10 protein-coding genes and 3 pseudogenes are annotated in these 12,145 nt (G+C 67.2%); 10 read left to right on the top strand and 3 right to left on the bottom strand.

What is annotated here, in order from left to right:
- The 5 genes and pseudogenes from RMO01_RS06145 to RMO01_RS06165 all read left to right on the top strand — a co-directional run.
- The coding region (locus RMO01_RS06145) for a ribosomal protein L7/L12 (RefSeq protein ID WP_309628170.1) at nt 1–171 on the top strand (171 nt) is incomplete at its 5' end.
- 129 nt (nt 172–300) lie between these two features.
- A complete protein-coding gene (locus RMO01_RS06150) occupies nt 301–981 on the top strand; it encodes a type 1 glutamine amidotransferase domain-containing protein (protein WP_309628162.1) in 681 nt (226 codons plus the stop codon).
- A 7-nt stretch (nt 982–988) separates the two neighbouring features.
- Nucleotides 989–1,105 (top strand): annotated as a pseudogene (locus RMO01_RS06155) (hypothetical protein); the annotation flags it as partial.
- Between the two features lie 7 nt (nt 1,106–1,112).
- Nucleotides 1,113–1,613 (top strand): annotated as a pseudogene (locus RMO01_RS06160) (flagellin); the annotation flags it as partial.
- Nucleotides 1,614–2,480: 867 nt separating this feature from the next.
- Complete coding sequence (locus RMO01_RS06165; RefSeq protein WP_309628171.1) at nt 2,481–3,008, top strand: flagellin; 528 nt, start codon at nt 2,481–2,483, stop codon at nt 3,006–3,008.
- Nucleotides 3,009–3,021: 13 nt separating this feature from the next.
- Here the strand turns inward: RMO01_RS06165 and RMO01_RS06170 are convergent, their stop codons facing one another.
- Nucleotides 3,022–4,989: a peptidase M61 gene (locus RMO01_RS06170; protein ID WP_309628163.1), complete on the bottom strand. Its 1,968-nt coding sequence runs from the start codon at nt 4,987–4,989 to the stop codon at nt 3,022–3,024.
- A gap of 58 nt (nt 4,990–5,047) precedes the next feature.
- Nucleotides 5,048–6,160: a tRNA preQ1(34) S-adenosylmethionine ribosyltransferase-isomerase QueA gene (queA, locus tag RMO01_RS06175; protein WP_309628164.1), complete on the bottom strand. Its 1,113-nt coding sequence runs from the start codon at nt 6,158–6,160 to the stop codon at nt 5,048–5,050.
- A 155-nt stretch (nt 6,161–6,315) separates the two neighbouring features.
- Here queA and RMO01_RS06180 point away from each other — a divergent pair, with 155 nt between their 5' ends.
- The 3 genes from RMO01_RS06180 (at nt 6,316) to RMO01_RS06190 (ending at nt 9,537) form a co-directional block, all read left to right on the top strand.
- Complete coding sequence (locus RMO01_RS06180; RefSeq protein WP_309628165.1) at nt 6,316–7,734, top strand: response regulator; 1,419 nt, start codon at nt 6,316–6,318, stop codon at nt 7,732–7,734.
- 208 nt (nt 7,735–7,942) lie between these two features.
- Nucleotides 7,943–9,106: an amidoligase family protein gene (locus tag RMO01_RS06185; RefSeq protein ID WP_309628166.1), complete on the top strand. Its 1,164-nt coding sequence runs from the start codon at nt 7,943–7,945 to the stop codon at nt 9,104–9,106.
- Nucleotides 9,103–9,537 (top strand): hypothetical protein, encoded by a 435-nt coding sequence (locus RMO01_RS06190; RefSeq protein ID WP_309628167.1) that lies wholly within the window; start codon nt 9,103–9,105, stop codon nt 9,535–9,537. The genes RMO01_RS06185 and RMO01_RS06190 overlap by 4 nt, the downstream gene beginning before the upstream one ends.
- Nucleotides 9,538–9,681: 144 nt before the next feature.
- Here the strand turns inward: RMO01_RS06190 and RMO01_RS06195 are convergent, their stop codons facing one another.
- Nucleotides 9,682–10,659, bottom strand: a complete 978-nt coding sequence (locus RMO01_RS06195; protein WP_309628168.1) for a protochlorophyllide reductase — start codon at nt 10,657–10,659, stop codon at nt 9,682–9,684.
- A 99-nt stretch (nt 10,660–10,758) separates the two neighbouring features.
- Between RMO01_RS06195 and RMO01_RS06200 the strand changes: the two genes are divergently transcribed.
- Both RMO01_RS06200 and lysK read left to right on the top strand, forming a co-directional pair.
- Nucleotides 10,759–11,205 (top strand): phosphate-starvation-inducible PsiE family protein, encoded by a 447-nt coding sequence (locus tag RMO01_RS06200; protein WP_309628169.1) that lies wholly within the window; start codon nt 10,759–10,761, stop codon nt 11,203–11,205.
- A gap of 50 nt (nt 11,206–11,255) precedes the next feature.
- A pseudogene (gene lysK / locus RMO01_RS06205) lies at nt 11,256–12,145 on the top strand (lysine--tRNA ligase); the annotation flags it as partial.

Raw genomic sequence — 12,145 nt, forward strand, 5'->3', positions numbered from 1 at the left:
ATCAACGTCATCAAGGAAGTCCGTGGCGTGCGTTCGGACCTGGGTCTGAAGGAAGCCAAGGACCTGGTCGAAGGCGCTCCGCAGAACGTCGTCGAGAACGTCTCCAAGCAGAACGCCGACGAAGTCGCCAAGAAGCTGACGGAAGCCGGCGCCAAGGTGCAGATCAAGTAAGAGATTTCTCGCGACCTTCGGGTCTCGACGATCTTTCTGGGGCCTGACGGGAAACCGTCGGGCCCTTTTGCGTTCAGGCACGACCAGCACAAACGCTGGAATACTTTCAGCCCGAACGGAGCCGCCGCCATGAAGATCCTGATGGTCCTGACCTCGCACGATCAACTCGGCGACACTGGCCAAAAGACCGGCTTCTGGCTCGAAGAGTTCGCGGCGCCTTTTTACGTCCTGAAGGATGCGGGCGCCGAAATCACCGTGGCGTCGCCGATGGGCGGGCAGCCTCCGCTGGATCCGAAAAGCGATGAGCCGGACGCCCAGACCGACGCCACCCGCCGGTTCAAGGCCGATCCCGATGCGCAGAAGGTCCTGGCCGAAACGGTGACCCTGTCCAGCGTGGAAGCCGCCGATTTCGACGCCGTCTTCTATCCAGGCGGCCACGGTCCGCTGTGGGATCTGGCCGAGGACGCCAAGTCGATTTCGCTGATCGAGGACTTCGCCTCGGCGGGCAAGCCGGTGGCGGCGGTCTGTCATGCGCCGGGCGTTCTGCGTCACGTCAAAGGAACGGACGGCCAGTTTCTGGTGAAGGGCCGCAAGGTGACGGGGTTCACCAATGGTGAAGAAGAGGCCGTGGGCCTGACCGAAGTCGTGCCGTTCCTGGTCGAGGACATGCTGAAGGCGAATGGCGGCGACTACGAGAAGGGCGCCGATTTCGAGCCCTTCGTCGTGACCGACGGAAGACTGATCACCGGCCAGAACCCCGCCTCATCCGAGGAGGCGGCGAAGGCTCTGCTGGCGCAACTGGGGGCTTAGCGGCCCCGCTCCGCGGAACGTCGTGGAGAATGTCTCCAAGCAGAGCGCCGACGAAGTCGCCTGGACGCTCACGGAAGCCGGCGCCAAGGCGCAGATAAGGAGGACCACGTCCTCACGGACTTGATCTGCGAATGGCCGGTGGAAAACCATCGGCCCTTTTCGTTTGTGCGGACATCGCAACAGAAACGAGGCTTTCCGAATCGTCGATCGCCGGGCAACTTATCCGGGCAGTGTCCTCAATAATTACAAACCGTTCCGCGTTGTTGGCGCTGCAGGTCGTCGATGCGGCGGGACGGCAACTCACGGCCATCCAGAATCGGGTGTCGACCGGTCTGAAGGTCGCACGGCCAATCGACAACGCCGCGATCTTCGCCATCGCACAAAACATGAGAGGCGACGTCGGCGGCTGGAAGGCCGTCACGGGCAGCCTGGATCGCGGCCAGTCGTCGGTGGACATCGCCTCGGTCGGATCCGAGAGCGTCAGCGACCTGATGGTCGAACTGCGTCAGCGGGCCATGGCCTATGGCGATCCGTCAAATGCGGGGTCCAAGAGCCTGATCAGGGCGGACATGGAGGCGCTGCTTCGCCAGATCCAACAGGTTGCCGAGACTTCGACCTTCGATGGCGTCAACCTGCTGACGGGCCGTCCGTCGATGAAGACCGACACGACCTACCGCTATGGCCTGCCGCCCTCGACGCTGGCCCCGCCTGGCTTCGCGACTACGATGGCCGCCCTGCCGCCGGGGGCCTCGGCCTACACGTCCCAGAGCCCGGTCTCGACCCTGCCGCCAGGGGCCTTGACGCCTCCGTCCTTCACGGCGGCTCTTGCGACCTTCGGTGGGGTCAACTCCGAGACGATTCCGCTGGATGCCGGTCCGGTGGGGGGGCGGGTCACATTCGTCCTCCAAGCCTATGGCGCTGCCGATATCGCTGAGATCTGGCAGAACGGGGTGAGGGTGGCGGCGACCGGTCAGGCCCCGGGCGTGGGCGGCGCCGAGGTGCCGGCCGGCGTGGCCGTCACGAACCGCCAGACGCTGACCTTCGACTACGATCCGACGAAGGGGCAGAACCTGGAGTTCCGGGTCAATGAAAACGTCACCGTGACCGGGACTCAATGGGACGTCGAAGGCCTGGTGCTGAGCCAGCCGCCGCACCCCGTGATTGAGACCCAGATCGGGACCACGACGACGGTGCAGACCGCTGCAGAGTTCGATCCCGCCTTGCCGACTGCGAACCCGGAGCAGGTCGCGCTGGCGCTCGGCACGCCGCCGGTCGGCAATGTCGCGACCCACGTTCTCGACGGCGGCAGCCAGGCGGGACGGGTCGACGTCCTGTTCGATGCCTATGACCGGCCTGACAAGATCGAGATCCTGCAAGCCGGTCAGATCGTCGCCGCCTCGGGTCAGCCCTATGTTCCGAATGGCGCGTCCGTCGGCCCCGGCGTCGCCCTGGCGGGACCCCGCGTGGTCAGCTTCGACTATGACCCGCTGAAGGGGCCAATGACGTTCCGCTTTAACGACGGCTTGTCGGACCCGGACAGCGCCTGGGCGGTCGGGGCCGTCACCCTGCGGCCCACAACCGACCCCATTCCGGCTGTCCCGACGACGGTTCCGGTCGGGTTTCAGACGCCGGGGTTCAGCCCGGTGAATTATGATTTCCTGTCGGCGCCCGATGGGACCTTCATTCGTGTGTCGTCACGCGACCTGACGCCGGTGGGGCTCGGGCTCGATCCGCTGGATTGGGAAGACCCGACGCAGATCCTGGCCGCCATCAAGGACGCCCAGAACACGGTGGTCGAGGCCGGCAGCTATTTCGGGGCGCAGCGGATGCTGCTGGAAGCGACGCGCGGGCAGGTCGTTCGCACTGTTGACCGGCTGGACTCTGGTGTCGGCAATCTCGTCGACGCGGACCTCGGAAAGGAATCCGCCAGGCTCCAGGCGGCGCAGGTCAAACAGCAACTCGCCACCCAGGCCTTGGGGATCGCCAACCGCGACCCCCAGTGGATGCTGACTTTGTTCGAGAAATAGGGGGCGCCCTCGCCTACCGCCCCCGTGCCGTCATGATCTCGCCGATGCGGTCGCGCGTGCCCTCGATCCGCTCCAGACGCGGATAGCGCAGGCCGCCGGTGTAGCTGAGGTCGAGGGTGCGGATGCGCTGGCCGTTCTTCAGGATCAGGCGGATGGGGGCCTCGCCGGACTTGGCGGCGGTCACGGCTTCGCGCAGGACCTCGGGAGTAGCGACGCGGTCACCGACGGCGATGAGGTCCCAGCCGACGCCGATACCGGCCTCGAAGGCCGGGCCGCCCCACTGGATGGCGGTGATGCGCTGGTTCGGGCCGGCCAGGGAGAAGCCCAGCGACCAGCGGAAGTCCGAGCCCCAGTTGGAGGACATCGCCTTCTCGTCGGCGTTGGGCTCCTCGACATAGACCAGGCGATAACCGCCGCGCTCCAGCCCGTCGAGCGGCGCGACGGCGTCGGGACCGGCGGCGTCCAGCCGGGTGCGCAGGAAGGTGGCCCAGTCGTGGGGCTGGACCGCGTTCAGGGCCGCGACGACGTCGGCGAAGGTGTAGCCCTGGGGCGTCCACGACCCGTCCGTGCCTTCGGGCGAGAAGAAGGTGCGGGCGAAGTCGTCGAGCGACTTGCGGTCGCGGCTGAGCTCGCGGATCAGGGTGTCGGCGTCCAGCCAGATCAGGGCGGCCTCGTCGTAGTAGTCGCCGGTGCCGCGCATCCACGAGGCCCACTGGCCGGGAACGCGATAGCCCAGCAGGTTGTGGTTGTTGGTGTCCTGCAGGTTCCGCCATTCGCGGCCCGGCTGGTTCTGGTAGAAGGCGGCGCGGTCGGCGAGGCCGATCAGGGCCTGGGCCTTGGTGTGAAGGCCGGCGCGGGCCGACAGGACGTCGCCCCAGTATTCCGTCTGGCCCTCATAGACCCACAGCAGGCTGTTCTCGGTCGGGACATTGTAGTTGGCGGTCAGCTCGTCCGCCGGCCGCATGAATTTGCCGTTCCAGGAGTGGGCGTACTCGTGCGGCAGCAGGGCGCGGTTGCCGGCCGAGGCGTTCCAGCTGGTGAAGAAGTTGGGGCCGGCGGTGTTCTCGGACGAGCGGTGATGCTCAAGGCCGATGCCGCCCAGCTGATCGGTCAGGGCCAGCAGGAATTCGTACCTGTCGAAATGGCGCGACCCGAACAGGCGATCGGCCTGGGTCACCATATTGGTGTAGAAGCCGATCTGTTCGTCCGTGGGGGCGAGGTTGGCGGCCGTGTCGGCGACGATGTTCAGGTGGACGTCCTCGCCCTCGGCGTCGATGTCGATGCGGCGGTAGTGCTCGCCCGCGAACATCGGGCTGTCGATCAGGGTGTAGAGATCCACGGGCGCGAAGGTGGCGACGCCGTTCTCGAATGAGGTGGTCTCGAGAGCGATGCCGTAGTTCCAGCCCAAGGGCAGCTTGATGCTGGGGGCGAAGGTGATTCCGGTCGAGCGGTAGCCGGCCGGATAGAGCAGGGCCTTCTCCCACTCCATATTGACGATCGACGGGGTCATGACCACGCGCCAGACGGCGTTGTCGGGCTGGGTCAGCCACTGGAACGACGCCTCGATCTCGGTGGCGCCCTCGGGCACGTCGACGTGGAAGGCGTAGGGGTCGACGGCATCGCGGCGCCATTCGACGCGCTGGCCGGCGGCGGTGAGGGTCAGGCCGGCGAACAGCTGGATCGGACCGGAATCGGCGTGATTGCCCGGCAGGTATTTCGGATAGAGCAGGGTCAGGCTGCGGCTGACGACCGGGATGGTCTGACGCACCGAGATGACGCGATGGTCCAGGTCGGTGGCGTCGACCTCGTATTTGATGACGCCGGGATAGGTCTCCTGGGTCGGGGCCGGGATCAGGGGGCTGTCGGGGAAGCCGCCGATGTCGGGGGTGGTCGGGCCGCGCGGCGTGGTCTGGGCCGCCGAGGGCGAGGCGCTCGCGATCAGAAGGGCGGCGAGGCAGGCGGAGGCGGCGAGACGCGACATGAAGGCTATCCGGGACTGACGGCGAGGGGCCGCAGAGGACGCCGGGGCCGACCTCAGGTCAAGCGTTGGTGTGGTCGCGGTGAAGCAGGGAGCCGTCGCCGTAGGAATAGAAGCGATAGCCATCCGCCACGGCGTGGGCGTAGGCGGCCTTCATCGTCTCGAGGCCCGCGAAGGCCGAGACCAGCATGAACAGGGTCGACTTGGGCAGGTGGAAATTGGTCATCAGCACGTCGGCGGCCCGGAACCGGTAGCCGGGCGTGATGAAGATGGCCGTGTCGCCGTGGAAAGGCTGGATCAGGCCCTCTGGCGTCGTGGCCGATTCCAGCAGCCTCAGCGAGGTGGTGCCCACGCAGACGATGCGGCCGCCGTTGGCGTGAACGGCGTTGAGGGCGGCGGCGGTCTCCGCCGGGACCGTGCCCCATTCAGAGTGCATTTTGTGGTCGGCGGTGTCGTCGGCCTTGACCGGCAGGAATGTGCCGGCGCCGACATGCAGGGTCACGGCGTGGGTCGTGACGCCTTTCGTGCGAATCGCGTCGAGCAGGGCGGGGGTGAAATGAAGGCCTGCGGTCGGGGCGGCGACGGAGCCGTCGTGCTCGGCGAAGACAGTCTGGTAGTCCGCGCGGTCGCGATCGTCCTCAGGGCGTTTGGCGGCGATGTACGGCGGCAGCGGCATGACGCCGACATCGCGGATGGCGTCGTCGAGCGCGGGGCCGGAGAGGTCGAACTTGAGCGCGACGAGGCCGTCCTCGCCCTTGTCCTGCACGGTCGCATCCAGACGGCCAAGGTCGCAGGCGGCATCACCGCGGACGCCGAACCGGACGCGGTCCCCCGGCTTGATGCGCTTGCCCGGCTTCATGAAGGCGGACCAGGTGTCAGGGGCGTCACGGTGATGCAGGGTGGCCTCGACCTCGACGGTCAGGGTGTCTCCCTCGGGTCCCCCGATCACAGGGTTGGGGCGCTGGCGGACGCCGGACAGGCGGGCCGGGATGACGCGGGTGTCGTTGAAGACCAGGGCGTCGCCGGGGCGCAGGAAGTCCGGCAGGTCGCGGATGACATGGTCGGACAGGGTCCCGTCCCGGACCACCAGCAGCCGGGCGGAATCGCGCGGCTCGGCCGGGCGGAGCGCGATGCGGTTTTCTGGCAGGTCGAAGTCGAAATCGGCGGTCTTCATGAGCTCGCGCAAAGGCCATGCCGACCGCTGGAGGTCAAGCGGACGCGCCGCAACCGGGCGGCCCGCGATGCCTAGGTAGTAACGCAGGAGGCCCTAGATTTAACGAGACCTTCAGGTCAATCGTGCACCATTGTTCCATGAGCAGAACCTCAATCATGCCAGACCCTTCGTCTGTCGCAGCATGGAACTGCCTGAAGCGGCCGGTGTGGCTGTACGACCCGCAGACCGGGCGAAAGCCCTATGCCAATCCCGCCGCCCTGGCCCTGTTCGGAGCGGCCAGCCTCGACGCCTTGGCCGCCCGCGACTTCTCGGCCCGATCGCCAGCGATCAAGGCTCGGATCCGCCGTCTGGTCGACCGGACTGCGGACGGCGAGACGGTGCGCGAGCGTTGGACCTTCTTCCCTCACGGCCAGCCGGTCACGGCTGAGGCGACGGTGTCCGCCTTGACGGACGAGGAGGGCCAGCTCCTGCTGCTGTTCGAGGCGGCGCCCGAGGACATTCCCGCCGAGGAACGGAGGGCTGCAGAAGCTTTGAGGCATGCGTCCGCCGTGATCAGCCTGTTCGACGGCGAGGGCCGTCGGTTGTTCTCCAATCCCGCAGCCTTCCGCGCCTATGGCGATGCGGAGGAAAATTTCGCGTGCCGCTTCGCGGAGCCCGCCGAAGGGTTGGCCATGCTGGCGGCCGCCAGTCGTGCTCCGGTGTCAGGGCTGCGCGCCGTCCTCACCCGTCACGGGACCCGCTGGCACCATATGGACGCGCGCTCCGTGCCGGACCCCGTTACGGGCCGGCCCTGCGTTCTGTTGAATGAACAGGACGTTACCCCACGGGTCGAGGCGGAGCTGGCGCGGAGCGCGGCCGAGCAGAAGGCGACCATGGCCGAGGCAAGACAGCGATTCCTGACCGAGATGTCACACGAGCTGCGCACGCCGCTGAACGCCGTGCTCGGCTTCTCGCGGCTTTTGTCCGAGGCCGGGCTGGACGAGGTGTCGACGGACCAGGCGCAGCGCATCCACGTGGCTGGCCAGGGTCTGGTGGAGGTGGTGAATCGAATGATCGCCGATCCGATGGGGGAGGCGACAGCGGCGGACGCCGCCAAAGCAGTCCCTGCGATCATGGCTGCACCCGATGAACCGGCCTGCGGGGCCGGCTCGGCCGAGGTTCCGCTGCGGGCCCTGTACGTAGACGACAACGATAGCAACCGCACCCTGATCAGGGCCATGCTGGCTACCATGGGCATCGTCTGCGAGACCGCTGACAATGGTCATGCCGGGGTGCTGGCCGCGGCCGCCGGCGACTGGGACGTCATCCTGATGGACATCCAGATGCCGGTCATGTGCGGGGTAGAGGCCACGCGGCGAATCCGGGCCTTGGACGGGCTCGTCGCGGGCACGCCAATCATTGCCCTGACGGCAAACACCCTGGATGCCCAGATCCAGACCTATGTCGAGGCTGGAATGGACGACTGCGTGGCCAAGCCGGTCAACATGGTCGAACTTCTCACCAAAACTTCCCATTGGGGCCTCAGTGGACGGCGCGAGACCGTGGCGAGCGCAGGTCTGTCGGCCCGGGCCTGATCGGTCGGCCGAATTGCACGGCAATCGGTCCCAAGACCTCACGGTAAACCGAACCGGTGACGAGGTTTCGAGTGAAGTGACGATGCGCCGTTGTCTGCGTTCCGTCATCATCGGCGGTGCACATCGGTCTGCGCCAGAGTCCTGCGAACGGGTCGGGATCGAGCTGCTAACACTCGCCCGGTCCGGGCGGGGCGGGGGGACGTAGTCGTTGGCCATCACTCTGGACTGGAAGACCGGCTTCGAGATCGAGCTGATGGCACCGGCCGGTGCCTCGCGACAGGACTTGGCCCAGCGGGTCGCGATGCGGGTCGGCGGGACAGTCCAGCGCTTCTTTCATCCGCAGTCGGAGCCCAGCGCCGTCGAGGGCCGGCCGGTGTTCGAGAACCTGACGCCCGGGTTCCGGGTGGTGGACGGGCAGGGGCACTGGGTCGCGTCGTTCGTGGACGACCTGACGCTGCAGCGCGACCTGGACCGGGAACGGCCACCGGTCGACGGCTGGCGGCGCATCGTGGCGGATGACGGGCGGCTGTTGAGGCTCGTCGAGCGGCACTGTGATCCGGACGCAGCCGGGGATTCCAGCCTGATCCCGCTGGCAGCCCTGTTCGGAACGGAGATCGTGCGCCACCCCTCCGGCATGGTGCGGGTGGCGGACGACCGGGGCCGGTCGGTGGCGATCGACGCGCCGTTGCCGGGTGAACGCGAGCGGCCCTGCGAGATCGTGACCGCCCCGATCGAGGCGGATCATGCCGGCGTGCTGGGCACCTTGCTGGCGGATGCGCGGGCGCTGGGCTTCTTCGTGCCGGTCGAGGCCGCGACCCATGTCCATTTCGACGCCGGCCCCCTGTGTTCGACGGCTGCCCTGGCGGCCCTGGTCGCGACGTGGACGCAGCATGGTGCGGGGCTGAAGCGGCTGGTCGGGATGAATGCCAGCTGTGTGCGGCTGGGGGACTGGCCCGAGGGCCTCGCGGTGCTGACCCGCAGCGACGCGTTCGCGGCCATGGACTGGGCCGCGGCCAAGGTCGCCCTGGTCGGGATCAAGGGGCTGGGCAAATACTGTGACCTGAACCTGGTCAACCTGATCAACGGGCGAGCGGACAAGCATACCGTCGAGATACGGGTGCTGCCGGGCTTGCTGGAGGCGCACGAGATCGTCGCGGCGGCGGCGCTGTTCGAGGGGATCCTGGGGTGGTGTCGCGATGCGGGGCGCGGGGAGGCAGTACCCGGCACCCTGGTCGAACTGTTGATCCAGTCGCCGATGGACGACGGTGCGCGACGCCTCTGGCTGGACAGGCTTCGTCAGGAAAACACGGCTATCGCAGGGTCGCGAAGGCCGTATAGTCGGGCGAACACTCTTTCGGGGGATGAGACATGACGACCAGAACCCAGACCCGCGCGCGCCGCCTGTCGTGCGCCCTGCTGATGTCCAGCGCGATCGCCTTGGTGATGTTCGGCCAGCCCGCTCGGGCGGCGGCGCAGGACGAGTACGACACCTTCTTTTCCTCCGGCTACACCTACTGCGACGCCAAGATGATGGGCGCGTTGTATGGTCAGGATGCCGACGGCGGCAAGGTCATCATCGGCCAGAAGATCAACAACGGCATCGGATCGAACATCCGCGTCACCCTGGCCGAGAGCCGGCGGCAGCGAAACACCTGCGAATGGGAAGACACGGGGCTGTCCTACAACGACGCCCTGGTGATGGCCGAGGTCTGGGGCTTCGACGATCCGTATGACGCCAAGCTGAAGGCCGCGCGGCTCTATACACAGGGCCGGTCGCAACAGGTCGCCAACGCCCTGGGCTAGAGGCGCGCTCTGGAACCTGATCGGCTGAAGTGGAATCGCTGCGCGATTCCGCTGATGCCGTGAATCAGGCTCCATGTATGAGCAAGAGCTTGATTCACGCTTTCGGCGGAACCGCGAAGCGGTTCTTCCTCAAACGATCAAGCTCTAGACGAGGCCGACCATGCGCGCGCTGAGGTCCCAGAGGCGGGCGGCGCGGGCCTCGTTGCTGGCCTTGGCCGACAGGGGCTGGGCGAAGGCCTGGCGGCCCTCCTGCTGGCGATTGCCCCAGCTCCAGTGGACGCCCGATTGCGCGAACGCCGGATCGGCCACGACCTGGGCGATGCGCTCGCCGGCCAGGGTCTGGGACACGTAGCCTTTGGTGATGGTCTTCTGGAACCAGGGGAAGACCTTCTGGAACAGCGGCGGGGCGTGGCGGAACAGGGCGGTGTCGGCCACGCAGCCGGGATAGACGGTGTTGAAGATCACGCCCGTATCGTCGTGGAAGCGGCGGTGAAACTCGCGTCCCATGATCATGTTGCAGAGCTTGGAGTCCTTGTAGGCCTTGCCCGGCTTGAAGGGTTTGCCGTCGATCATGGCGACGGGGGCCAGGAACCCGGCCTCCAGCCCTGCCAGATCGCCGAGGTCGGCGGGAGCCGGGATGGGGACCTTGCCACCGAACTCCTCGGAGTTGGCGGTGACGGTGCCGAGCGTGATCAGGCGCGGGTTCGGGCCGCTCTCGCGCAGTTTCGGCAGCAGCAGATGGCTGAGCAGGAAGTGACCGAAATGGTTGGTGGCGACGCTGATCTCATACCCTTCCGGCGATCGCGCGGGCTCTTTCAGCAGGGGCAGATAGACGGCGGCGTTGCACACCAGCGCATCCAGACGCTGGCCGCTGGCCAGGAAGGCATCCACGAAGGCGCGCACGCTGGCCTGTGAGCCGAGGTCGATGTGCATCGGGGTGACGTTGGAGCGGGGAATGTCCAGGTCCGCGATGGCTGCCCCGGTCTTGGGCAGGTCCCGGCAGGCCATGACGACATGCCAGCCACGCGCGACCAGGGCCCGGGTGGCGTAGAGTCCGACGCCGGACGAGGCGCCGGTAACGATCACGGTCGGGAGGAGGGCGGTCGGCGTCGGCGAGGACATGGCGCTCTGATCTTTCCGTGGATCGTCGGTCGGCGACGAATCGGCGCGGGGCCGGTCCCCTTGATGACAGTGCGCGCAGATACTGCCAATCTGGGACGCATGGCGGGCAAACATGGCAGTGCCGGAGACGAGACGCCGCGAGCGACGAGCGACGGGTCGCTGGCTCCGAACCCGCCCTCGCCTGACAATGCCCTGGCCGTTCGCAGCTTCCAGTGGACCGAGAGATTTCTGCTCATTCTGGTCGCGGCCATGACCCTGGGCGCGGCGGGAGCCGAAGTCGTCAACGTCTGGCAGGCGCAGTCCATCGACCTTGCCGACATCCTGCTGATGTTCCTTTACACCGAGGTCATCGGCATGATCGCGGTGTTTTACACCGGGCGGGGATCACCGTTCGTCTATCCGATCTTCATCGCCATCACCGCCCTGGCCCGACTGATCGTGCTGCAGGGCAAGGACATGGCCCCCCAGAACATCCTGTTCGAGGCAGCCGCCATCCTGCTGCTGGCCCTCTCGGTGGTGGTGATCGCCAAGGCCGGCAAGGGCTGAGCGCCACGCCGGTCGTTGACCCTTCGTCCCCGAGGCGTCAAACCCCGCCCATGCTACAGAACCTTGAGACCGTCGCCCGCGAAGCCAGGTCATGGCCGTTCGAACAGGCCCGCGCCCTGCTGGATCACGTGCTGAAGAAGCGCCTGTCGGACGGAGAGCGGACAGCGGCGAAACTGCTGATCGACGCCGGCAAGGCGGACGAGGCCTTGGCGACGTTCGAGGCCCTGTCACGGCCGGTGGTGCTGGAGACCGGCTATGGCCCGTCCGGCCTGCCGCACATGGGGACCTTCGGTGAGGTGGCGCGCACGACGATGGTGCGCAACGCCTTCCGCGCCCTGACCGGCGACCACTGGGCGACCCGGCTGATCGCGTTTTCGGACGACATGGACGGGCTGCGCAAGGTCCCGGAGGGGGTGCCCAACCCGGAGATGCTGCGCGAGGACCTGAACCTGTCGCTGACCCGGGTGCGCGATCCGTTCGGGACGCACGACAGCTTCGGCGCGCACAACAATGCGCGGCTGCGAGCGTTCCTCGACGGGTTCGGCTTTGACTACGAGTTCATGTCTTCGACCGAGACCTATCGGTCCGGCCGGTTCGACGCGACGCTGCTGACCCTGCTGGAGCGGTTCGACGCGGTGCAGGCGATCATGCTGCCGACCCTGGGGCCCGAGCGGCGCGAGACCTATTCACCCTTCCTGCCGGTCAGCCCCATCGCTGGCCACGTGCTGCAGGTGCCGACGCTGGAGCGGAATGTCGCCCGGGGGACGATCGTGTTCGACGACCCCGCCGGCGGCCGCACCGAACTGCCGGTCACGGGCGGTCATGTGAAGCTGCAGTGGAAGCCCGACTGGGCCATGCGCTGGACCGCCCTGGACGTCGACTACGAGATGTCGGGCAAGGACCTGATCGAGAGCGTGCGCGAATCGTCCAAGGTCTGTCG

Origin of the sequence: Brevundimonas sp. (assembly GCF_031412435.1) — a bacterium.
Lineage (GTDB): Bacteria > Pseudomonadota > Alphaproteobacteria > Caulobacterales > Caulobacteraceae > Brevundimonas.

Bases quoted from the DNA above. Each gene is read 5' to 3' on its own strand.
- RMO01_RS06170 (WP_309628163.1), bottom strand. From the start codon at position 4,989: ATGTCGCGTCTCGCCGCCTCCGCCTGCCTCGCCGCCCTTCTGATCGCG.
- RMO01_RS06150 (WP_309628162.1), top strand. From the start codon at position 301: ATGAAGATCCTGATGGTCCTGACCTCGCACGATCAACTCGGCGACACT.
- RMO01_RS06180 (WP_309628165.1), top strand. From the start codon at position 6,316: ATGCCAGACCCTTCGTCTGTCGCAGCATGGAACTGCCTGAAGCGGCCG.
- RMO01_RS06165 (WP_309628171.1), top strand. From the start codon at position 2,481: ATGACGTTCCGCTTTAACGACGGCTTGTCGGACCCGGACAGCGCCTGG.
- RMO01_RS06190 (WP_309628167.1), top strand. From the start codon at position 9,103: ATGACGACCAGAACCCAGACCCGCGCGCGCCGCCTGTCGTGCGCCCTG.
- RMO01_RS06195 (WP_309628168.1), bottom strand. From the start codon at position 10,659: ATGTCCTCGCCGACGCCGACCGCCCTCCTCCCGACCGTGATCGTTACC.
- queA (WP_309628164.1), bottom strand. From the start codon at position 6,160: ATGAAGACCGCCGATTTCGACTTCGACCTGCCAGAAAACCGCATCGCG.
- RMO01_RS06200 (WP_309628169.1), top strand. From the start codon at position 10,759: ATGGCGGGCAAACATGGCAGTGCCGGAGACGAGACGCCGCGAGCGACG.